Raw genomic sequence first — 22,117 nt, 5'->3', positions numbered from 1 at the left:
ATTATCGAAAAGTCTTTACAATTTCTTCGTTTAAAATAGCTCAAAAAGAAAAAAGAGCATGACGAAACGCCCGTTTGCGAGTACAATAGAAAAAATATCAAAAAATAGGCGGTGGCATATGCGCGCAGATCTTTCAAACAAAAACCGAATCGTTGTAAAAATCGGCACCAGCTCGTTGATTTATCCCAATGGTGCCATCAATCTAGCTGGCATCGATGAATTAGCCTTTGTCTTAGCAGCTTTGCAAAACCAAGGCAAAGAAATCATCTTAGTTTCTTCCGGGGCGATCGGTGTTGGCATGAACAAGTTAAATTTGAAAGAACGACCCGTGGAGATCCCACAGCAGCAAGCCGTGGCAGCCGTTGGCCAATCGGAACTGATGACGATCTACAACCAGCGTTTTCAAAGCTATAGCCAGCAGACTGCACAAATCCTGCTGACCAGAGACATCATCGAATTTCCCCAAAGCCGTCAAAACGTTAGCAACACCTTAGAGCAACTACTTACGATGGGGATCATCCCGATCATTAATGAAAACGACACGGTGGCAGTAGATGAATTGGACCATCTCACCAAATTTGGCGACAATGATCAGTTGTCAGCGATCGTCGCTCAGTTGACGAAAGCCGAGCTTTTGATCATGCTTTCTGATATCGATGGCTTTTATTCCGCCAATCCGCTGAATGATCCTGATGCCGTTTTGTATTCCGAGATCAATGAAATCACCCCGGAACTTTTAGAACAAGCTACGGGAAAAGGCAGTCCTTATGGAACCGGCGGTATGACCAGTAAACTAAAAGCCGCCCAACGCATCTTAGACTTGAACAGTCACATGCTGCTCGCTAACGGCAAGCAGCCGAAAATTATTTTTGACTTGCTCGCAGGGGAACCTGTCGGCACCCACTTTTATCAACGAACGGAGGATGAGCAATGAGCAACTTGCAAACGATCGGTCAACAAGCTCAAGCAAGCGCCCAGACATTAAGCTTACTGAATGCCAGTGAAAAAAATCACCTACTGGCAGCGATGGCCGATGCTTTAGAAAAAGCTACTGAGACGATTTTAGCTGCTAATCAACAAGACCTAGCTGCCGCAAAAGCCAAAGGAACCAGCCAAACGATGCTGGATCGACTGTTGCTGACAGAACAACGGATCACAGAGATGGCTAACGGCATCCGAGAAGTCGCCCAATTGCCCGATCCAATCGGTGCCGTGGATAAAATGTGGCGCAATGCTGACGATCTTTTGATTGGTCAACAGCGGGTGCCTTTAGGGGTCATCGGCATCATCTACGAAGCTCGTCCTAATGTCACCACTGACGCCGCTAGTCTGTGTTTCAAATCAGGAAATGCCGTGATTTTGCGTGGTGGAAAAGAAGCCTTCCACTCCAATCAAGTCCTCGTGACTATTTTACAAGAGGCATTAGCTGCCAATGGACACTCCCGCCATGCGATCCAGTTTATCGAAGACACGAGCCACGAAACAGCGGCTGAACTAATGCGTCTGACGGATTACTTGGATGTTTTGATCCCCCGTGGGGGCGCCGGCTTGATTCGTCGCGTCAAAGAGACCGCCACAGTACCAGTGATCGAAACCGGCACCGGCAACAATCATATCTACATCGATCAAGCCGCCCAGCTGCCGATGGCACTGGCGATCGTCACGAATGCAAAAACGCAACGCCCTTCTGTCTGCAATGCCATCGAAACGATCCTCGTCCATGAAGCAGTGGCAGCGGAATTTTTGCCAATGGTAGAACAGCAATTTGCCGATCAAGTCGAATTGCGAGGAGATGAAAAAGCGTTGGCGTTTTTGAACAATGCACAGCTTGCCACTGAAGAGGACTGGGCAACCGAGTTTTTAGACTATATCTTAGCGATCAAAGTGGTGGCTTCGCTAGAAGAAGCCATTGCTCACATCAATCGCTACAATACGAAGCACTCTGAAGCGATCATCACCGATGATTATTTCGCTTCCCAACGCTTCTTGAAAGAAGTTGATGCGGCGGCGGTTTACGTCAATGCCTCGACCCGTTTCACGGATGGCTTTATGTTTGGCTTTGGTGCCGAGATCGGCATCTCGACGCAAAAACTACATGCCCGTGGGCCAATGGGGTTAGAAGCACTGACTTCCACCAAATACATTATTTATGGCGAAGGACAGATCCGTAAGTAACGATATGCAAAAACAGCCCCCTGCTGTAGTGTCCCCAAAAAAGTTCGATCAAAAGCGAACTTTTGGAGGTCGGTACACCCGTGCAAGGGGTTGTTTTTGCGTCTTCTTATGCTTGTGCAGCCCGCAAAACGAAGGAAAGCGGGTCGATGCCAAACAATTCTGTCAGCACCCGATTGGTTGTGGCAAAAACGTCTGCTTCACAACTCTTTTTCGGACAAGCAATCGTCTGTCCTTTGCTGGAAAACATATCCTGGCGGCTGCCTTCTATGAAAATCACTTCTTGTGTTCCTTTGCGATAGATCAGCCCTTCGTCTTCTTCCAATAATAAGCGAGTTTGCCACTGATTGATTTGGGCGATGGGCATCACCAAGGAAGCAACATCCAAGTTTTCTAGCGAAAAACAACGACCATCTGGCAGCTGCAGCATGAAGGTATTGAGTTCATAAGGCAAACAAGCATTGCACCCTCCTTCTGTGATGACTTGGCTCGTGAGAATTTCTGCATTCATTCTTTTTGACTCCTTTCATGATTCATTCATGTTTAGTTTATCACAAACCTATGGCCCACGGCGGAGCAATTATTCCGCCTTAAGTTGGATGTTTTTCTTCTTCCTTCTTGCTATGCTAAGGATAAGAAAAAAGTCTAGGAGGAGTCGCTATGAATACAGAAAGTTTATTAGGAAGAATCGTTACTGTCGTGGCAGTTTTAATCGCAGCATCTCTTGTTTTATCTGTCGTATTAGGCATTGTTGGTGGGTTGATCGGATTGATCTTCCGTTTCGGGATTCCTTTACTGCTGGCCGTTTTGATCGTTCGCTGGTTAACCTCGATTCGCCAAAAACCAAGAAAATATTATCGTTAATTGCAGGAAAACCAAAACCACCTGACTTTCCAACAGTCAGGTGGTTTTTTCTACCCATCAGCCTAATGCGACATCTAGAACCATCATTAAGATAAAGCCTAACATGACGCCAAAAACCGCAAAATGGCGGCGACTCGTCAAGGTTTGCTGCGCTTCTGGAATCAATTCTTCCACCACCACATAAATCATAGCACCCGCTGCAAAAGCCAACGCATACGGCAAGACAGCGGACATACTCGTTACCAACAAAGCCCCGATCACACCCGCGATCGGTTCAACGATCCCAGATGCTTGCCCATACATAAAGGCTTTGGTTCGGCTTAACCCTTCTTGGCGCAAGGGGATCGAAACGGCTGCGCCTTCTGGAAAATTCTGGATCCCGATCCCGATTGCTACCGAAAGTGCTGCTAAGATCGCAGCTCGTGGATCATCAGCACTAGCCGCCGCCCCAAACGCTACCCCTACCGCCAAGCCTTCTGGGATATTATGTAGTGTGATGGAAAAAACCAGCAAGATCGTTCGCTTCAAATGACTGGGCAATCCTTCTGTTTCATGATTCGGACCAAAATGCATATGCGGGAGCGTCTTATCTGCTGCATAAAGAAACAAACCGCCCAAACCAAACCCGATACTGACCACCAGCCACGGAATATCGCCATTTTCTTCGGCTCGTGCGATCGCAGGATCTAATAACGACCAGAAACTAGCGGCGATCATCACTCCAGAGGCAAATCCCAGCATTGTATTCAGGACATTTTTATTGATTTCTTTGAAGAAAAAGACTAGCGCTGCCCCAAGCGCCGTCATACCATACGTAAAGATTGTCCCCGCCAGCGCTTGCTGCCATGGCGACAATCCAACCAACCAATCCACCATTCGTCTGCTCCTTTGTCTAACTATTCTACCAATACTCTAGCATAGGAAGCCGTCAGGTTCTACTAGGAAGGCAGCAGCAACCATAATTTTTCTTTCACCAGGCCTATGCCTTTCCTGACGAAATCCTCGGCTTTACTTGAAAGTTTCAACATTCATCGCTATAATGCTAGGAGACTCCATGTCAATTTATATAAAGTGAGGAAAAGAATTGATTACAGTAAGTGATGTAAGTTTGCATTTTTCAGACCGCAAACTGTTTGATGATGTTAATATTAAGTTTACGCCTGGTAATTGTTATGGTTTGATTGGTGCAAATGGTGCTGGTAAATCAACTTTTTTAAAAATTTTATCTGGTGAGATCCAACCTTCGACCGGGAACGTTTCTTTAGGTCCTGATGAACGGATGGCTGTCTTGAAACAGAACCACTATGATTACGAAGAGTTTCCAGTGATCGAAACGGTCATCATGGGCCATAAACGTCTCTACGAAGTGATGAAAGAAAAAGACGCGATCTACATGAAGGAAGACTTTTCTGATGAAGATGGGATTCGTGCCGCCGAACTAGAAGGCGAATTTGCGGAACTTGATGGTTGGGAAGCAGAGCCAGAAGCAGCCGTTCTTTTGCAAGGCCTGAACATTCCCGATGAATTGCATCATGTCTTGATGAAAGATCTAACTGCTGGTCAACGGGTAAAAGTCTTACTCGCACAAGCCCTTTTCGGTAAGCCAGACGTCTTGCTCCTAGATGAGCCTACCAACGGATTGGATATCCAATCTATCAACTGGTTAGAAGAATTTCTAATCAACTTTGACAACACTGTCATCGTTGTTTCCCATGACCGCCACTTCTTAAATAAAGTTTGTACCCATATGGCCGATCTAGACTTCGGCAAAATCAAATTGTTTGTCGGCAACTATGATTTCTGGTTGGAATCAAGCCAATTAGCGGCGAAATTACAATCACAATCAAATGCCAAAAAAGAAGAGCAGATCAAAGAACTGCAAGACTTTATCGCACGCTTTAGTGCCAATGCATCAAAATCCAAACAAGCAACGTCTCGGAAAAAAATGTTGGATAAAATCACCCTTGATGATATTCAACCTTCGTCCCGCCGTTATCCGTTTGTTGGTTTTAAACCAGAACGTGAAATCGGGAATGACTTGCTGCAAGTCGACAATGTCAGTGTGACGATCGACGGCAAAAAGATTTTAGACAATATCTCTTTCACCTTGAATAAAGACGACAAAGTCGCTTTTGTTGCCAATAGCGATATCACCACCACGACGCTATTCAAAGTCATCATGGGGGAAATCACTCCTGATACAGGTAGTGTTCGTTGGGGCGTCACCACGCAGCATGCCTACTTGCCAAAAGATACGACCAGCGAATTCGATACGGATACCCCGATCGTTGATTGGCTGCGTCAATACGCAAGCAAAGAAGAAGACGACAATACCTTCTTGCGCAGCTTCCTAGGTCGCATGTTATTCTCTGGTGATGAAGTATTAAAACCCGTCAACGTTCTTTCCGGGGGCGAAAAAGTTCGCTGTATGTTGTCGAAAATGATGCTTTCAAAAGCCAACGTATTGGTGTTGGATGATCCAACCAATCACTTGGACTTAGAATCGATCACCGCATTAAACGATGGTTTGATGGCCTTCACCGGCTCATTGTTGTTTGCTTCTCATGACCACCAATTTATTCAAACCCTTGCGAACCGTATCATTGCGGTCTCTAGCAAAGGCGTGGTGGATCGTGCCGAAACGACCTACGATGAATTCTTAGAAAACAAAGATGTCCAAAAACGCGTAGCAGAAATGAATCAATAATCTGCTTCTACAAAAAAGAACGCTCCAGTTGCCTGCCACCAAGGCTGCAACTGGAGCGTTCTTTTTATTTTGTCTAATACTTCGGGCATGTTGGGCAGGTTACGCTTGTTCTAAACGGGCTTTGCCGAATGAAAACAGCGCCAAGCAGCCGTAGCCGGTATGACTGGAGATCGTTGGACCTAATGGATAATGATGAATAATAATGTCAGGAACTTTTTCGGTCAAACGCTTGATGAGTTTCTCCGCTGCTTCGGCATCGCCAGCATTGGCAAAATAAACCGTATTGGTTTTTGATTCGTGAAGATTGGCGATGGTTTGATCCACGATTTTTTGGATCGCTTTGTTGCGTCCCCGCACTCGATCAACGCTACGTAATTTTCCCGCGGTATCTACGGTAATGATTGGTTTCACATTCAACAATCCACCGATCGCTGCGGCTGTTTTAGAGATTCTGCCGCCGCGTTCCAATTGTTTTAAATCATCGACGGTGACCCATGAATCTAAACGCAGTTTATTTTCTTCTACCCATTGGCTGACTTCCAGCAACGAACGCCCTTGGGCTTTTTGTTGGGCTGCTTCAGCCACTAAGAAGCCTTCGCCTAAACTAGCAGAGCGCGTATCGATCAAGGTGATCGCGACTTCTTTGTATTCTTCTTTTAGTAAGGCTACGGCTTGGACGGCACTTTGGAATGAGCCGCTCATTCCTGAAGAAAAACCTAAATAAAGGACCGGTGTGCCCGCTTCGACATATGGCCGAAAATATTCCATATAACGTCCGACATTGATTTGAGAAGTCGTCGGTTGCGCATGCTCTTTTAGTTTTCCTAAAAACCATTCCGTATCAAATTCTTTGCCCATATCATCGATATATTCTTTGCCATCTAATTCAATCAGCATTGGAATATAGGCGACATCTAGCTCCGCTAATCTTGCTGCTGGTAAATCACAGCAGGAATCTGTCATGATTTGAAACATGGTTTCACCCCTCTCGTTACCCCCTATTATAGCAAAAAAAGAACAAGACAGAAGAAATTCTCATCAAAAGCAGCCAAACTTATCGTTGACCGCTTCTGACACAGAAGTTCTTTGTCTTGTTCTGATGCTTTCGCGTCAGGTTAAATTTGCGCCCAAACACTTTCTAAGATGTTGGTTTGGCTGCGGTCTGGCCCTACCGAGAAGGTCGAAATGCGGACACCGACTAATTCAGAGATGCGGTGAACGTAATTGCGTGCATTTTCTGGCAGATCTGCCAATGTTTTGCAGCCAGTAATGTCTTCAGACCAGCCAGGAAGTTCTTCGTAGACTGGTTTGCAGCGGTTCAACTCTTTCAAGCTTGCTGGATAATGATAGATCAATTCGCCGTCTAGTTCATAAGCGGTACAGATTTTCACGGTTTCTAAACCGCTCAAGACATCGATCGAGTTAAGGGATAGGTTCGTGATCCCTGAGACCCGTTTTGAATGGCGCATCACGACGGTATCAAACCAGCCCACACGACGAGGTCGTCCTGTCGTTGTCCCGTATTCACGACCTATCTTACGAATTTGTTCACCTGTTTCATCAAACAGTTCCGTTGGGAATGGACCATCTCCTACCCGAGAGGTGTAGGCTTTGCAGACACCAACGACTTTGTTGATTTTTGAAGGGCCCACACCACTACCGATGGTGACACCTCCAGCAACGGGGTTGGATGACGTTACGAAAGGATAGGTTCCTTGGTCGATATCCAGCATCACGCCTTGTGCCCCTTCAAATAAAACTCGTTTGCCTTCATCTAAGGCATCGTTAAGGATCACCGAAGTATCCGTCACATATTTTTTGATTTGTTGGCCATATTCGTAATACTCTTCAAAAATATCTTCAAAGGCGATTGGCTCTGCATCAAACATTTTCACGAATTGACGATTTTTTTCTTCTAAGTTGATACGCAGACGTTCTTCAAAAATTTCTTTGTCTAAAAGATCAGCGATCCGAATGCCGACTCTGGCTGCTTTATCCATATAGGCTGGTCCGATCCCTTTGATTGTCGTACCGATCTTGTTGTCACCTTTGGCATCTTCTTGCAGCTGATCCAAATGGATATGGTAAGGTAAAATAACATGTGCACGATCAGAGATCTTCAAGTTTTCTGTTATTATATTGTTTTCTTTCAAGTATGCTAATTCTTTAACTAATGATTTCGGGTTCACAACGACCCCGTTTCCAATGACACTGATTTTATCTGCATAAAAGATCCCTGAAGGAATCAAATGCAGTTTATAGGTCACACCGTCAAATTTAATCGTATGGCCGGCATTGTCTCCACCTTGATAACGTGCAATGACTTCCGCGTTTTCACTCAAAAAGTCCGTAATCTTTCCTTTACCTTCATCGCCCCATTGTGTACCTACTACTACTACAGATGACATATAATGACCTCTTTCTTTAATTAGTGCATTCCTTAAGTATTGTAACAAGATTCGCAAGCTCTTTCAATCTAAAATCGAATAATCGTTTTAAATTCTCATTTTTCAGGGGTAAAAAACGAACTATTTTCTTTGGAATAATTATTTATACACGTAAAAACGAATAAAGTCGGCACATAAAGAAAGCCCTACTACCATCAGCGCGATGCAGACGGCAGCAGGAGCCATTGTTTTTCAAATAATTGGTGTCTTACCCGAACTCTTCTCGTGGCGAGACCGAGGAGAATTTATTGTATTCTTTGATGAATAGAAGTTCGACCGTCCCCCGGGCACCACTCCGGTTTTTTTCAATAATGACTTCGATCACATTGTTGTTTTGTTGTTCTTCTGGTTCATCGTCATCGTCGCCTTCACTGCGGTAGTAGTCATCCCGATACAAGAAAGCAACGATATCGGCATCCTGCTCGATCGACCCTGATTCCCGGATATCACTTAAAACAGGACGTTTGTCTTGTCGCTGTTCCACACCCCGAGAAAGCTGAGACAGTGCAATCACCGGCACTTTCAATTCCTTCGCCAGTTTCTTTAATTGGCGAGAGATCTCAGAGACTTCTTGTTGGCGGTTTTCGCGACCCGTTCCTTCAATCAACTGCAAATAGTCGATCAAAATCAAGCCGAGATTGCCTTTTTCTTGCGCGAGTTTCCGACAACGTGCCCGGATCTCAGAGATCTTGATCCCGGGGGTATCATCGATATAGATATTGGCGTTAGAAAGACTGCCCATGGCAACGATCAAATTCCGCCACTCTTCTTCTGAGAGCTGCCCCGTCCGCAAGTGACTGGCCTCAATCGAGCCTTCCGCACAAAGCATCCGGTTGACCAATGATTCAGCCCCCATTTCCAGACTAAAGATCGCCACGGAACGATCGGTTTTCGTTCCGACATTTTGTGCGATATTCAAGGCAAATGCGGTTTTCCCTACCGCGGGGCGGGCAGCCAGAATAATCAGCTCTTCTTTTTGCAGCCCCGCCGTCATTTTGTCTAAAGCCGCATAACCCGTAGGTAATCCGGTGATTTCTTCATTGTTTTGCGCCAATTGATCGATCGTTTCGATCGTCCGATTCAAGACTTCCGCTATCGATTGGAAGCCATTACTGTTGCGCTTTTCGGATACTTCTAAAATACTTTTTTCTGCTTGATCAATGATCGACTGCACATCTTCATCTTGTTCAAAGCCTTTGGTTACGATACGGCTCGCTGTTTGGATTAGATTGCGCAGCGTGGCTTTGTCGTCAACGATCTTCGCATAATAAGCAATACTTGCTGCTGATGGTGAAGCTTGACTCAGTTCAGTCAGATACGTCAGACCGCCAACATCTTCAAGACTGTTGCTTTTTTCAATTTCTGCTTTCAACGTGATCAAGTCGATCGATTCACTCCGGTCGTTCAACTGGATCATTGCTTGAAAAATTATTTGATGGCTGCGGCGATAAAAATCTTCTGGGGCGATTACTTCCATTGCATCGATGATCGCATCGGCATCTAAAAAGACTGCCCCTAGGACCGCTTGTTCCGCTTCAATATCTTGTGGGGGAACTTGATTTTGCCAAACTTCATTCATGCCATTCGCTCCTTCGTCCATTCATTCTACAAGATTCCCATCCAAAGTACAAGATTGCTTGGACGTTTGCCGAAAAAAACCCCAACATGTGACTGTTGGGAGTAATGCTTATTCTTGAATGGTATGAACATTGATCGTTGCTGTTACTTGTGGGTGCAATTTTACAGGTACTTGCGTAAACCCTAATGCACGAATCGGCTGATCCAATTCGATTTTGCGTTTGTCGATCTTAATTTTGTATTGCTTGTTCAAGGCATCGGCAATTTGTTTTGATGGGATCGAACCGAACAAGCGGCCATCTTCCCCTGCTTTGGCATTGATCTTCACGACGGTTTCTTCTTTTTCAAGAAGTGCTTTTAACTCTTTCGCTTCTGCTAAGACTTCCGCATCTTGTTTTTCTTTGGCTTTTTGTTTGCCTTTTAATTCTGCCATGCTTTCATTGTTGGCAGGTTTGGCTAAGTTGTTTTTGATCAGGAAGTTTTGTGCGTAGCCATTAGGGACTTCCTTGATATCGCCTTTTTTGCCTTTGCCTTTGACATCTTGTAAGAAAATAACTTTCATCTTGGTCACTCCTTGTTATTGTTCATTTTTCGTTAATTCCGCTCGCAACTGGTTTTCTACATCGCCAATGCTGCTGTTCTTTATTTGCGTGGCTGCGTTGGTAAAATGTCCGCCGCCGCCTAATGCCTCCATCAAGGTTTGTACATTGACTTTTCCGGTACTTCTAGCACTGATACCGATCAAATCTCCTGGCTGTTTCGTAATGACAAACGCGGCATGGATCCCATTGATCGATAGCAGAGTATCGGCCGCTTTTGCAACGGTGACACTATCGTACACCCGATCTTCATCCGCTGCAGCAATCACGATATCTTCTCGGAAATGCTGGCTGCGAGAAACCAGTTCACTGATCATCAAATAGGAATCTAAATCCGTACTCAACATGTATTGAACCAATGACGTATCTGCGCCTTGATTTTTCAAATAGCCAGCAATATCAAAGGTCCGACCAGTGGTTCGCACCGTGAAGTTCTTCGTATCCACGTAGATTCCCGCTAATAAAGAAGTCGTAATAAATTTAGGGACTTGCGATCTGCGAGAAGCGCGATACTGGATCAATTCTGCTACCAGTTCCGATGCTGAAGACGCGGAAGATTCAATATACGTCAATAATGGCTTATCGGGAAACTCATCCCCGCGACGATGGTGATCGATCACTGCGATTTTGTCAAATTCATCATAGACCGCTTGCGAGATCGACATCGACGGCTTATGGTAATCTACCATCACTAAGACACTTTCTTCATTTGATAAATTGACTGCTTCTTCCCCAGTGATCACAAATCGTTCCAGCTCGGGGTATTTTTTCAATTCTTCCAATGCCCGCTGAATGTCGGCGGTGATCTCTTTCGGATTTAAAATGATGTAGCATTCTTTGTCGCTCATCATCGCCATGTAAGCCACCCCAAAAGCCGAACCTAAAGCATCCATGTCCGGGTAACGATGACCCATGATAAAGATCCGCTGGTTTTCAGCAAAAATCTTTCTCAACGCCGTACTCATGGCACGAGAACGAACACGCGTTCTCTTCGGCGTACCATCCGTATTACCGCCAAAGAATTGCGGTTTTGCTTCTTCTTTGGCTTCTTTTAAAACGACTTGATCGCCGCCACGAACTAACGCAATGTCGAGATTGTTTTGTGCCACTTCACCAATCTCTTCAAAAGACTCTTCCCCATAGGAGATTCCCATACTGATCGTTAATGCCAGATCATTTTTTTCCGCAACTTGCCGTACTCTAGTCAAAAATTGGAATTTTTCTTCCTTCATCCGCTCAATATCTGAATACTTCGCGACGAAAAGAAACCGCTCGGAATTGATTCGTTTGTAAAAAACATGATTCTCACTTGCCCAATCAGAAATCAGTGTCGTGATCAGCGAGTTCAAATAAGAAACTTGTTTGTCGTCTTTTTTCTCAATCAAATCATCGTAATTATCAATTGAAATCAACCCAATTGCTGCCATCTTTTTTACCCCTCAATGTATCATCCCATTTTTTTGAAGCTTTGTTCCTTATTTTACCACAAAACAATCAAATAGGCGATTGATGCAAAAAGTTCCACGTGAAACTTTTTTGGTGAGATAATCATGGAAAAATTTCTGTCACTCGTCATTTTATCTGTATATAAAATAACAAGTATTTCTTCAGTAGATAAAAAAATTGACAAGCTTCAAAAGAAACTTGTCAATGAAAATCATTCGATTTATTCTTCGCCTACGAATGGAAGTAATCCCATAATACGCGCACGTTTGATTGCAATGGTAAGTTTGCGTTGGTTTTTCGCACCAGTACCAGTTACACGACGTGGTAAAATTTTACCGCGTTCTGAAATGAAACGTTTTAGTAATTCAATATCTTTATAATCGATATGTTCAATATGGTTTGCAGCAATGTAGTCTACTTTACGACGTTTGCGTCCGCCTCTTCTTTGTTGTGCCATCCTATTTCCCTCCTATCAATTTCTTAGAATGGTAAATCATCGTCTGAAATGTCGATTGATGAGTTTCCGAATGGATCGGAGTTGTCTCGATCAAAATTAGGCATTCCTGATGGTTGAGAGGATTGAGTTTGATTTGAGTTATTGTTACCAAATCCAGAAGAACTATTTGAGTTATACGTATTGCTGCTGCCAGATCCGCTATCAGTTGTGCGTCTTTGCTCGGAAGCATTTCGCGATTCTAATAATTGGAAGTTGTCAGCAACGACTTCTGTTACATAAACACGTTGGCCTTGTTGGTTGTCGTATGAACGGGTTTGAATACGTCCAGTAACCCCTAATAAAGTTCCTTTGCGTGCATAGTTTGCTAATGTTTCCGCTGGTTTTCTCCAAATAACACAGTTGATGAAATCAGCTTCGCGCTCTCCACTTTGGTTGGTAAAATTGCGATTTACCGCCAAGGTAAAGGTTGCGACACCAGTGCCATTAGAAGTGTAACGTAAATCAGGATCTTTGGTTAGTCTTCCTACTAGTACAACATTATTAATCAAAGTTCATCATCTCCTCATCGCTTTTGTTTCATGTGAAACAATATTATGCTTCTTCTTTGACAATCATGTGACGGATAATGTCATCATTGATTTTCGCAAGACGGTCAAACTCGTTGATTGCACTTGCAGTTGTTGAAGAAGAAACTTTAACGATGTGATAGATACCCTCACGGAATCCATCCATTTCATACGCTAGACGGCGTTTTTGCCAATCTTTTGATTCGATAACTTCAGCGCCGTTATCAGTTAAGATTGAGTCAAAACGAGCGATCAATGCGGCTTTTGCTTCTTCATCAATGTTTGGACGAATGATATATAAGATCTCATATTTCGTGTTTTCCATTGATTTTTCACCTCCCTGTGGACTTTGGCCCCTAGTTTTCTAGGAGCAGAGAGAGTGGTCTAATTAGACTACTCACAAATAATTATTATACACTTTTTTCGTCCCTACTGCAAGCTATTTTTTTGCGTCCCTGCATCTACCCATCACTGCAAACAATCGCTTACACTGATAAATACGTCAGCTGCTGCCGATTTTTTGAAAAAGAGTAAAAAGACAGCAAGCTGCAGGTTCGCAGGTTGCTGTCTTCCTAGAAAATGTATTGCTTATTCTTGTGTATCCGTGGTGTCTTCCGTTGTTTCTTCCACAACTGGCACGTCTTGTCCCGCTGTTTCTTCGGCAGTCGTTAGTTCTTCTTCGACTTCCGGTTCAACCGTTGCCATCGTCACTACTTTGGCATTGTTTTCCATCTTCATCAAACGAACCCCTAAGGTTGCCCGACCAGTTTGGGAAACAGTCGCTACATTGAAACGAATCAAGACGCCTTTATTGGTGATCACCATGATGTCTTCCTCACCGCTGACCGTCGTCAAGCCGGCTAATGGACCGTTTTTCGCCGTAATGTTGGCTGTTTTGATCCCTTTTCCGCCACGACCTTTGATTGGGTATTCAGAGCCTTTGGTGCGTTTGCCATAGCCGTTCTCAGTGATGACCAAGACTTCACTGTCTTCTGTGATCACAGCGGCACCTACGACGTAGTCTCCATCTCTTAGACGAATGCCTCGCACACCAGCAGCTGTTCGGCCCATATCCCGAACAAGGGCTTCTTTGAAAGTCACAGAGTAGCCATCGTGGGTGCCGATGATCACGACATCTTCGCCATGGGTTTCGATCACGTTAACCAACTCATCATTTTCCCGAAGACCGATCGCAATCAGACCATTGGCACGGATATTTGAAAAGGCCGTCACTGAGGTCCGTTTGACCACACCTAGACGCGTCGTGAAGAACAAGTAGCGTCCTTCTTGAGGCCCACCAGAAGCCGAAATGATCGCTTCGATCCGTTCGCTAGAATCGATCCCTAGCAGATTGATCACAGGGATACCTTTGGCTGCCCGACCATACTCAGGAATTTCATAGCCTTTGGCTTTGTAAACTTTCCCTTTATTGGTGAAGAACAGTAATGTGTCGTGAGTCGAACAAGAAATCAACGTCTTCACGAAGTCTTCATCGTGGATCCCCATTCCTTGAACGCCACGTCCGCCGCGACGTTGTGCACGGAATTCAGACTTAGCTACTCGTTTGATGTATCCATTGTTCGTCAAAGTAATGACGATTTCTTCTTCTTCGATCAAGTCTTCATCTTCAAGACTTAAGACTTCCCCAACCAATAATTCAGTCCGGCGATCATCGCCAAAGCGTTGGCCTAATTCTTGCAACTCCGTTTGGATGATCTCTAGGACTCGTTGTGGATTTGCTAAAATGTCTGTCAAATCAGCGATAAATTCTAACAAACCTTGGTACTCGTTTTCGATCTTGTCGCGTTCCAAACCGGTCAAGCGACGCAAACGCATATCTAAAATTGCTTGCGCTTGGCGATCGGACAATTTGAAGCGCTCCATCATGCTATTTTTTGCTTCATCATCAGAATTTGATGCCCGGATCAAAGCAATGATCTCATCGATATGATCCAATGCGATCCGTAACCCTTCTAAGATGTGGGCACGGGCTTCTGCTTTGTTTTTATCAAACTGTGTCCGACGAGTTACCACTTCTTGTTGATGCTCGATGTAATTTTCTAAAATTCGTTTCAAACTCAAAATCTTCGGCACGCCTTTTTCAATGGCTAACATATTAAAGCCAAAAGAAGATTGCAGTGCAGTCATTTTGTAGAGATTGTTTAAGATCACCGACGCACTGACGTCGCGACGAACGTCGATAACGATCCGCATGCCTTCACGAGACGATTCATCCCGCAGATCGGTGATTCCTTCGATCCGTTTGTCACGGTGCAGCTCAGAGATCCGCTCGATCAACTTCGCTTTATTGACCATATACGGCAATTCAGTCACTAAGATCCGTTCTTTACCGTTGGGCATTTCAGTCACTTCGACTTTTCCGCGAACAGTGATCGAACCTTTCCCTGTTTCATAGGCACGGCGAATACCGGATTTTCCCATGACGATCCCGCCGGTTGGGAAATCTGGTCCCGGCAGGACTTCCATCAATTCACTTGTCGTGACTTCTGGATTTTCCATCAATAGATCGATGGCTGCAATAACTTCATTCAAGTTATGAGGCGGGATATTGGTCGCCATCCCAACAGCGATCCCCGTCGTCCCGTTGACCAAAAGGTTCGGGAAGCGTGCTGGTAATACCGCTGGTTCTCGTTCTGTATCATCATAATTGCTTTGGAAATCAACAGTATCTTTGTTGATGTCCCGCAGCATCTCCATCGCCAGTTTGCTCATGCGGGCTTCGGTATACCGCATCGCAGCGGCACCGTCACCATCGACTGAGCCAAAGTTTCCGTGGCCATCGACTAACATGTAGCGATAGCTGAAGGGCTGTGCCATCCGCACCATTGATTCATAGATCGCACTGTCACCATGGGGATGGTATTTCCCCATGACATCGCCGACGATCCGGGCTGATTTTTTATGGGGCTTGTCTGGTGTGACCCCTAATTCATTCATTCCATATAAAATTCGGCGGTGAACCGGCTTTAAGCCATCCCGCACATCTGGTAAAGCCCTAGCAACAATTACACTCATTGCATAATCGATAAAGGACTCGCGCATTTCACTGGTCAGATTGACGTCATGAATATTTTGTTTTGCTTCTTCACTCAAGCTGTTTCCTCCTCTACGATTGGCTAGATGTCAAGATTTTTCACGTAGTGCGCGTTTTCTTCGATAAAGGCCCGTCTTGGTTCGACGCGATCCCCCATCAGCATTTCAAAAATTTGATCGGCTTCAATGGCATCATCTACGCTGACCCGCAGCATCATCCGATTGTCAGGATCCATCGTGGTTTCCCATAACTGGTGGTCATCCATTTCCCCTAGACCTTTGTATCGTTGAACTGTTGGTTTTGGTGTCGCAGGTAGTGATTCAATCGTATTTTTCAAATCTTGTTCGGCATTCTTGCCGGGTTGGATATAATGGATATTTTTCCCTTGTTTGACACCGTACAATGGCGGTTGTGCGATATAGACATAACCGGCTTCAACGATGGGACGCATATAACGATAGAACAGCGTCAAGAGTAGGGTCCGGATATGGGCACCATCGACATCGGCATCGGTCATGATGACTAGCTTGTGGTAACGGGCTTTTGCTACATCAAAATCAGCACCAAACCCGGTACCCATTGCCGTAAACAATGAACGGATCTCTTCGTTTGCTAAGATTTTGTCCATGCTGGCTTTTTCGACATTTAAAATCTTCCCACGGATCGGTAAGATCGCTTGGAATTCCCGACTGCGGCCTTGTTTTGCTGAACCGCCGGCAGAATCTCCTTCGACGATAAACAATTCGCATTTTTCTGGATCATTACTGGAACAGTCGGCTAATTTCCCAGGTAAGTTACTGATTTCTAACGCACCTTTTCGGCGAGTCATTTCCCGGGCACGTTTGGCTGCTTGACGGGCTTTTGATGCCAAAAGTCCTTTTTCCACGACTTGACGACCCACATTCGGGTTTTCCATCAAGAATTTCGTGAAATGTTCGGAAAAGAGACGATCGGTGACTGTCCGCACTTCGGAATTTCCTAATTTGGTTTTCGTTTGTCCCTCAAACTGAGGATCTGGATGCTTGATGGAGATAACCGCCGTCAAGCCTTCCCGAACATCTTCTCCGGTCAGGTTTTCGTCGTTTTCTTTCATCAATTTTGACTTGCGGGCGTAATCATTGATCACCCGGGTCAAGGCAGTCTTAAACCCGAATTCATGGGTTCCGCCTTCATAGGTATGGATGTTGTTGGCAAAACTTAGCAGGTTGCTATGGTAGCTATCGGTATATTGCATGGAGACTTCAACCGTGATTCCTTGTTGTTCTCCTTCTAAATAGATCGGATCTGGGAAAATCACTGTTTTACTCGCATTCAAATGCTCCACATAGCTCTTGATCCCGCCGTCGTAATGATATTCTTTCAAAACGGGTTTTTCTTCCCGTTTGTCTTCGATCGAGATTTTTAAACCACGGTTCAAGAAGGCTAATTCCCGAACCCGCGTCGCTAATTTATCAAAATTGAATTCCGTTGTTTCCGTAAAGATCTCTGGATCTGGAACAAAGTGGACGGTCGTTCCGTGGCGGTCGGTTTCATCGATCACTTTTAAGTCATCAACGACTGCTCCACGATGGTATTCTTGATAATACACTTTGCCTTCTTTATAGACTTTTACGTCTAAAGTCGTGGACAACGCATTAACGACGGAGGAACCTACCCCATGAAGTCCGCCGGAAACCTTGTAGCCGCCGCCACCAAATTTCCCGCCGGCATGCAGGATCGTAAAGACGGTTTCTACCGCTGGACGGCCTGTCTTGGCTTGGATATCAACGGGGATCCCCCGACCGTCATCGACGACCGTAATACTATTATCTGGTTCAATGATCACTTGAATACTTGAGGCAAAGCCTGCTAGTGCTTCGTCGATCGAGTTATCGACGATTTCCCATACTAAGTGGTGCAAACCTTCTGAACTGGTAGAACCAATGTACATCCCAGGTCGTTTGCGGACGGCTTCTAGTCCTTCCAGCACTTGGATCTGACTGGCATCATAGGCTTTCGCACGTTCAACTAAGCTTTTTTCTTCTTCTGTCATTCAGTCTATTCTCCTTTAATATGTCCTTGCTCTACATAAAAAATCTCTGCTTCCACAGACATTTTGTCTTTTACATGTTCTAATGTCGTTGTTGTCAGAAAGGTCTGAACTTTTCCTTCAATGGTTTCCAATAAATGCAGTTGTCGGGAATCATCCAGCTCACTCATGACATCATCTAATAAAAGGACGGGATATTCCCCTGTTTCTTCTTTCATCAAATCGATTTCTGCCAATTTGACACTTAGGGCCGTTGTTCGCTGCTGTCCTTGCGAACCAAAGGTCTGAACATTTTTCTCATTGATCAAAAAATCCAGATCGTCTCGATGGGGGCCTGCCAACGTGACTTGCCGAAATCGTTCACGGTCTTTGACTTGTGCCAAGGCTTTGACAAATTGCTGTTGGATCTCCTCCAGCGAGGTCGCCTCACCGGGCACATTTGATAAATAGTCGATCTGCAAGGTTTCTTTTCCTTGGCTGATCTTTTGGTGCAGCTGATTTGCCCAATACGCCAAGCGCTGAACAAACCGTTGTCTGGCTAAAATGATTTTACTGCCGAAAGCCACCAGCTGTTCCGTCAAAACATCTAAATAGATCTCATCGGTCTGTTTTTTTTCATTCAGCTGTTTTAAGTATTGATTGCGCTGTTTCAAAACGGATTGGTATTGAACGAGATCATAGAGATAAATTGGATCGATCTGCCCAATTTCCATATCGAGAAATTTGCGGCGTACTTGGGGACTTCCTTTTACAAGGGAGAGGTCTTCTGGAGCAAATAAAATGACATTCAGCTGCCCTATGTAACTACTGAGCTTTTTTTGCTCAATGTGGTTTACTTTCGTTTTTCGTCCTTTTTTTGACAAAAACAGTTCTAACGGGATCGTTGAGCGTCCCCGACTGACACTGCCAGAGATCCGCGCACCTTCCGTGTCCCAACGGATAAGTTCTTGCTCGCTGGAGGTGCGGTGGCTTTTGGTCATCGCCAATACATAGATACTTTCTAAAATATTGGTTTTTCCTTGCGCATTTTCGCCTAAAAAAATGACCAGACCTTTCTCAAAAGTCAGTGTCAGCGAATCATAGTTCCGATAATTGCTTAAATGCAACTCATTCAGCCGCATCTGCGTCTTCCTTCTTCACCATAAAAAAAGTACCTTCATCAGGTAGCTCAACACGCATTCCCGCATACAATTTGCGCCCTCGTCGATTTTCCGGCTCGCCGTCGACAAAAACGGTGTGCTCTGCAAGGTACCATTTCGCTTGGCCGCCGCTGCTGATCACACTGACTTCTTTGAGCATTTGTCCAAGTGTCATATATTCCGTTTCTAACGGTATTTGCATTTTCATAATTCCCCTCAATTCTATCAAAGAGCGTTTAGCTCTATTATACTCTTTTTTTGCCAAGAAAACAAATTCATCGGCATATTTTTCATTCTCAGAAGACTTACTGCTTTTAGACAAAAAAGAAGCCAAAATAGAAAAAAGGGCTTAAAAACGATTTTAAGCCCTTTTAACTCATTTATTCATTTTCAGATGATTGTTTCAACTTTTTTCAAAAGACATGAAAAACTAGTTGGTGCGCACCGGTGTGATCAGCTGGATAAAGCTGCCTTTGCTCTCTGTTGGCTCCAACGTAAAGGGACGGATCGCTGAGATAAAGCGGATCACGATGCTGGTGTCACCAAATGCTCGTAGTGCAGCTTTCATATAATCAGGATTGAAAGAGATCTCTAATGGGTCGCCGGTCACTTTTTCAAAAGAAAGGTCTTCTTCCACTTTCCCGATTTCTGGTGAGTTTCCATATAAGACAACAGCTTCCTCGGAGATTGCCAAACGAACGATGTTGTTACGGCCTTCATGGGAAAGCAATGACGCCCGTTCGATAGCCTGTAACAATTCTGGCACAGAAAATTCAATTTCAGTATTGAAGCTTGAAGGGATCAGACGGTTGGTATCTGGGTAAGTTCCTTCCAATAAACGAGAATAGAATTTCATAGTTTTCGTTTGGAACAATACTTGGTTATCCATAATGCTGATTTGGATCGCTTCTTCTTCATCTGTTAAGGAACGAGAAAGTTCCGTTAGGCTTTTGCCGGGAATCACGATATTGAAGGCTGTTTCCCCGCTTTCCAAGGGAATCACCCGTTGACTCAAACGGTGTGAGTCCGTCGCAACAGCTAATAATTTTTGATTTTCTAAGACAAAGTGGACCCCAGTTAAGATTGGACGGCTTTCGTGTTGCGAAACCGCAAAGACCGTTTCACTAACAACCTTATTCAACACGTGCGCTGGAATCTCGATCGAATCTTGACTTTCGACAACTGGTAAATGTGGATAACTATCGGCATCCAAGCCGTTGACGGTAAAGTTAGCTTTTCCAGAAGTGATCGCTACTTGATTATTGTCTAAAACTTCTAACGTTAAGGTACTTTCAGGCAAACGACGAACGATTTCGCTGAAGAAACGTGCTTGTAAAACGATTGCTCCTGTTTTTTCGATTTGCATTTGCGCTTTTTCGTTTTCCACACTTAAAAAAGTTTCAATGGAAATATCGGCATTGCTCCCAGTCATGGTCAATCCTTTTTCTGAAAGGGACAATTTTACTCCGGTTAAGATCGGGATGGTGGTTTTGGTTGAAATCGCCCGTTGGACAGTTTGTAATTCTTGCATGAACTCTGTTCGGTTTAAAGTTAGCTTCATAGCGATACTCCTTTAATTTATAGTTATTAAATAAAAGTAATAGTAGTAATAGGCTTGTTAGTAATGTGGATAACTCGAGAAAAGAGTGATTAGACTAACGAAAATGCCTGTGAATAACTTGTGGACAACTTTTTTGGTTCTTCTTTTCTTATCCACAGATCAGCTGAAGAGAATTTGTTTGATTTCAGCGATCTCATTTTTGATCGTGGGATCTGTTTCGACTAAATGCTGAATTTTTTCATGGGCATGAATGACCGTGGTATGGTCTTTGCCACCAAATTCGCCACCGATTTTTGGTAAAGAACTATCGGTCAATTCTCGAGAGAGATACATCGCGATCTGCCGTGGGACAACGATGCCTTTGACCCGTTTTTTCCCTTTTAGATCATTGACATGAATGTGATAGTATTTTGCGACTTCTTCTTGGATCTGCAAAATCGAAACTTGGGTCGAGCCATGGCTTGATTTCAAGGCTTTGATGGCTTCAGCTGCCAAGCTCGTTGTAATGTCTGAGTTTTGCATCGTAGCAAAAGCTTGCACCCGCACGAGTGCTCCTTCAAGTTCTCGGATATTCGAATCGATCTGCCCAGCGATATAACTTAACGTATCGTCGGGGATCTCCAAGCGTTCGGCTTCGGCTTTTTTCCGCAAAATCGCAGTCCGCGTCTCTAGATCCGGCGGGGTGATATCAACGGATAAGCCCCAAGCAAAACGGGAAACCAAACGTTCCGGCAAAGTCGGGATCTCATTTGGCAAACGATCACTTGTGAGGACGATCTGTTTATTATTGCGATACAGTTCTTCGAAGGTATTAAAGAATTCTTCTTGGGTTCCTTCTTTATTGACTAAGAATTGAATATCATCCACTAGCAAAAGATCAACATTGCGGTATTCGTTTCGAAAATCTTCCATTTTGTTCTTTTGAATAGAAGTAATGAAATCATTGGTGAAATTTTCACTACTAACATACTTGATTTTGGCAGTGGGACGTTTCAGCAACATTTGATGACCGATCGCATGCATCAAGTGGGTTTTCCCTAAACCAACGCCACCATAGAAGAACAGCGGATTATAAATAGACCCAGGATCTTCTGCAACAACTAAAGCAGCAGCGTGGGCCATCTGATTGCCTTTCCCGATGACAAAGGTATCAAATGTGTATTTTTCATTTAAGATCGATTTCGGCGGCCGCTCGTTTTCTTTTGCAGCTGTTTGAATAGTAGAAGGGGCTGTTTTTAAAGCTTCTGCTTCTTCGACAGTCACAAAACTAGGAATCAATTCTTCACCAGTTTTCATAAATCCCATTTCAACAATTTTGGCAGCTAGATTTTTTTCCCAATAAGATTTATGAAGATCGCTGGGTACTTCGATCAGCAGCTGATTTTTTTCAAACGACAAGACATTGGCAGTCTCGATCCAAGCACTATAACTGGCCGGATTCAGCTCTTCTTTAAAGGAACGTTGAAGATCTTGCCAAATAGAATCAGCAGATGGCAT

General features: G+C 44.4%; 20 protein-coding genes. 4 read left to right on the top strand and 16 right to left on the bottom strand.

All coding sequences use genetic code 11. From position 1 onward, the window contains the following. Positions 1–118: 118 nt before the first annotated feature. Positions 119–934: a glutamate 5-kinase gene (gene proB / locus IGK85_RS00100; protein ID WP_008376761.1), complete on the top strand. Its 816-nt coding sequence runs from the start codon at positions 119–121 to the stop codon at positions 932–934. Next, a complete protein-coding gene (locus IGK85_RS00095; protein ID WP_008376763.1) occupies positions 931–2,175 on the top strand; it encodes a glutamate-5-semialdehyde dehydrogenase in 1,245 nt (414 codons plus the stop codon). The genes proB and IGK85_RS00095 overlap by 4 nt, the downstream gene beginning before the upstream one ends. 106 nt (positions 2,176–2,281) lie before the next feature. Here the strand turns inward: IGK85_RS00095 and IGK85_RS00090 are convergent, their stop codons facing one another. Then, entirely contained in the window at positions 2,282–2,683 is a 402-nt protein-coding gene (locus tag IGK85_RS00090) for a DUF4809 family protein (protein WP_008376764.1), read from the bottom strand. Positions 2,684–2,832: 149 nt separating this feature from the next. Here IGK85_RS00090 and IGK85_RS00085 point away from each other — a divergent pair, with 149 nt between their 5' ends. Beyond that, a complete protein-coding gene (locus IGK85_RS00085; protein WP_008376766.1) occupies positions 2,833–3,036 on the top strand; it encodes a hypothetical protein in 204 nt (67 codons plus the stop codon). Between the two features lie 57 nt (positions 3,037–3,093). Here IGK85_RS00085 and IGK85_RS00080 read toward each other — a convergent pair whose 3' ends face one another. Next, positions 3,094–3,912 carry a ZIP family metal transporter gene (locus tag IGK85_RS00080; RefSeq protein WP_005232914.1) on the bottom strand — a complete coding sequence of 273 codons (819 nt, stop codon included), beginning with the start codon at positions 3,910–3,912 and terminating at the stop codon, positions 3,094–3,096. 208 nt (positions 3,913–4,120) lie between these two features. Between IGK85_RS00080 and IGK85_RS00075 the strand changes: the two genes are divergently transcribed. Further along, the gene (locus IGK85_RS00075) at positions 4,121–5,743 is read left to right on the top strand and encodes an ABC-F family ATP-binding cassette domain-containing protein (RefSeq protein WP_005226380.1); all 1,623 of its coding nucleotides are present in this window, start codon (positions 4,121–4,123) and stop codon (positions 5,741–5,743) included. Between the two features lie 99 nt (positions 5,744–5,842). Here IGK85_RS00075 and IGK85_RS00070 read toward each other — a convergent pair whose 3' ends face one another. The 14 genes from IGK85_RS00070 to dnaA all read right to left on the bottom strand — a co-directional run bounded on the left by IGK85_RS00070 (position 5,843) and on the right by dnaA (position 22,117). Beyond that, on the bottom strand, positions 5,843–6,718 hold the full coding sequence (locus tag IGK85_RS00070; RefSeq protein ID WP_008376769.1) for a DegV family protein: 876 nt from the start codon (positions 6,716–6,718) through the stop codon (positions 5,843–5,845). A 140-nt stretch (positions 6,719–6,858) separates the two neighbouring features. After that, positions 6,859–8,151: an adenylosuccinate synthase gene (locus tag IGK85_RS00065; RefSeq protein WP_005232916.1), complete on the bottom strand. Its 1,293-nt coding sequence runs from the start codon at positions 8,149–8,151 to the stop codon at positions 6,859–6,861. Positions 8,152–8,398: 247 nt separating this feature from the next. After that, positions 8,399–9,769 carry a replicative DNA helicase gene (dnaB, locus tag IGK85_RS00060; RefSeq protein ID WP_005226374.1) on the bottom strand — a complete coding sequence of 457 codons (1,371 nt, stop codon included), beginning with the start codon at positions 9,767–9,769 and terminating at the stop codon, positions 8,399–8,401. Between the two features lie 108 nt (positions 9,770–9,877). Next, complete coding sequence (gene rplI / locus IGK85_RS00055) at positions 9,878–10,330, bottom strand: 50S ribosomal protein L9 (protein ID WP_005226371.1); 453 nt, start codon at positions 10,328–10,330, stop codon at positions 9,878–9,880. Between the two features lie 15 nt (positions 10,331–10,345). Then, positions 10,346–11,794 carry a DHH family phosphoesterase gene (locus IGK85_RS00050; protein ID WP_005232918.1) on the bottom strand — a complete coding sequence of 483 codons (1,449 nt, stop codon included), beginning with the start codon at positions 11,792–11,794 and terminating at the stop codon, positions 10,346–10,348. Positions 11,795–12,033: 239 nt separating this feature from the next. Next, positions 12,034–12,270 (bottom strand): 30S ribosomal protein S18, encoded by a 237-nt coding sequence (gene rpsR / locus IGK85_RS00045; RefSeq protein WP_005226367.1) that lies wholly within the window; start codon positions 12,268–12,270, stop codon positions 12,034–12,036. Between the two features lie 23 nt (positions 12,271–12,293). Beyond that, positions 12,294–12,818: a single-stranded DNA-binding protein gene (ssb, locus tag IGK85_RS00040; RefSeq protein ID WP_005232920.1), complete on the bottom strand. Its 525-nt coding sequence runs from the start codon at positions 12,816–12,818 to the stop codon at positions 12,294–12,296. Positions 12,819–12,861: 43 nt separating this feature from the next. Beyond that, positions 12,862–13,161 (bottom strand): 30S ribosomal protein S6, encoded by a 300-nt coding sequence (rpsF, locus tag IGK85_RS00035; RefSeq protein WP_005226363.1) that lies wholly within the window; start codon positions 13,159–13,161, stop codon positions 12,862–12,864. A gap of 263 nt (positions 13,162–13,424) precedes the next feature. Next, the gene (gene gyrA / locus IGK85_RS00030) at positions 13,425–15,950 is read right to left on the bottom strand and encodes a DNA gyrase subunit A (RefSeq protein WP_008376777.1); all 2,526 of its coding nucleotides are present in this window, start codon (positions 15,948–15,950) and stop codon (positions 13,425–13,427) included. 23 nt (positions 15,951–15,973) lie between these two features. Continuing rightward, positions 15,974–17,923, bottom strand: coding sequence for a DNA topoisomerase (ATP-hydrolyzing) subunit B (gene gyrB / locus IGK85_RS00025; RefSeq protein WP_005232922.1), 1,950 nt, complete (start codon positions 17,921–17,923; stop codon positions 15,974–15,976). Positions 17,924–17,928: 5 nt separating this feature from the next. Continuing rightward, positions 17,929–19,041, bottom strand: coding sequence for a DNA replication/repair protein RecF (recF, locus tag IGK85_RS00020; RefSeq protein WP_005232923.1), 1,113 nt, complete (start codon positions 19,039–19,041; stop codon positions 17,929–17,931). Continuing rightward, positions 19,028–19,267: a S4 domain-containing protein YaaA gene (yaaA, locus tag IGK85_RS00015; RefSeq protein WP_008376781.1), complete on the bottom strand. Its 240-nt coding sequence runs from the start codon at positions 19,265–19,267 to the stop codon at positions 19,028–19,030. Before yaaA ends, recF begins: the two co-directional genes overlap by 14 nt. Positions 19,268–19,489: 222 nt before the next feature. Then, the gene (gene dnaN, locus IGK85_RS00010; protein ID WP_005226354.1) at positions 19,490–20,620 is read right to left on the bottom strand and encodes a DNA polymerase III subunit beta; all 1,131 of its coding nucleotides are present in this window, start codon (positions 20,618–20,620) and stop codon (positions 19,490–19,492) included. A 159-nt stretch (positions 20,621–20,779) separates the two neighbouring features. Next, positions 20,780–22,117 (bottom strand): chromosomal replication initiator protein DnaA, encoded by a 1,338-nt coding sequence (dnaA, locus tag IGK85_RS00005; RefSeq protein WP_008376784.1) that lies wholly within the window; start codon positions 22,115–22,117, stop codon positions 20,780–20,782.

The sequence above is a fragment of the Enterococcus sp. AZ015 genome, from assembly GCF_050499225.1.
GTDB lineage: Bacteria > Bacillota > Bacilli > Lactobacillales > Enterococcaceae > Enterococcus_D > Enterococcus_D entomosocium.
This window is presented reverse-complemented; position numbering and strand designations above follow the sequence as displayed.

Excerpts from the sequence above, each read along its gene's own strand:
- proB (WP_008376761.1), top strand. The coding sequence starts at position 119 with ATGCGCGCAGATCTTTCAAACAAAAACCGAATCGTTGTAAAAATCGGC.
- IGK85_RS00095 (WP_008376763.1), top strand. The coding sequence starts at position 931 with ATGAGCAACTTGCAAACGATCGGTCAACAAGCTCAAGCAAGCGCCCAG.
- IGK85_RS00090 (WP_008376764.1), bottom strand. The coding sequence starts at position 2,683 with ATGAATGCAGAAATTCTCACGAGCCAAGTCATCACAGAAGGAGGGTGC.
- IGK85_RS00085 (WP_008376766.1), top strand. The coding sequence starts at position 2,833 with ATGAATACAGAAAGTTTATTAGGAAGAATCGTTACTGTCGTGGCAGTT.
- IGK85_RS00080 (WP_005232914.1), bottom strand. The coding sequence starts at position 3,912 with ATGGTGGATTGGTTGGTTGGATTGTCGCCATGGCAGCAAGCGCTGGCG.
- IGK85_RS00070 (WP_008376769.1), bottom strand. The coding sequence starts at position 6,718 with ATGTTTCAAATCATGACAGATTCCTGCTGTGATTTACCAGCAGCAAGA.
- IGK85_RS00065 (WP_005232916.1), bottom strand. The coding sequence starts at position 8,151 with ATGTCATCTGTAGTAGTAGTAGGTACACAATGGGGCGATGAAGGTAAA.
- dnaB (WP_005226374.1), bottom strand. The coding sequence starts at position 9,769 with ATGAATGAAGTTTGGCAAAATCAAGTTCCCCCACAAGATATTGAAGCG.
- rplI (WP_005226371.1), bottom strand. The coding sequence starts at position 10,330 with ATGAAAGTTATTTTCTTACAAGATGTCAAAGGCAAAGGCAAAAAAGGC.
- IGK85_RS00050 (WP_005232918.1), bottom strand. The coding sequence starts at position 11,794 with ATGGCAGCAATTGGGTTGATTTCAATTGATAATTACGATGATTTGATT.
- rpsR (WP_005226367.1), bottom strand. The coding sequence starts at position 12,270 with ATGGCACAACAAAGAAGAGGCGGACGCAAACGTCGTAAAGTAGACTAC.
- rpsF (WP_005226363.1), bottom strand. The coding sequence starts at position 13,161 with ATGGAAAACACGAAATATGAGATCTTATATATCATTCGTCCAAACATT.
- gyrB (WP_005232922.1), bottom strand. The coding sequence starts at position 17,923 with ATGACAGAAGAAGAAAAAAGCTTAGTTGAACGTGCGAAAGCCTATGAT.
- recF (WP_005232923.1), bottom strand. The coding sequence starts at position 19,041 with ATGCGGCTGAATGAGTTGCATTTAAGCAATTATCGGAACTATGATTCG.
- yaaA (WP_008376781.1), bottom strand. The coding sequence starts at position 19,267 with ATGAAAATGCAAATACCGTTAGAAACGGAATATATGACACTTGGACAA.
- dnaN (WP_005226354.1), bottom strand. The coding sequence starts at position 20,620 with ATGAAGCTAACTTTAAACCGAACAGAGTTCATGCAAGAATTACAAACT.
- dnaA (WP_008376784.1), bottom strand. The coding sequence starts at position 22,117 with ATGCCATCTGCTGATTCTATTTGGCAAGATCTTCAACGTTCCTTTAAA.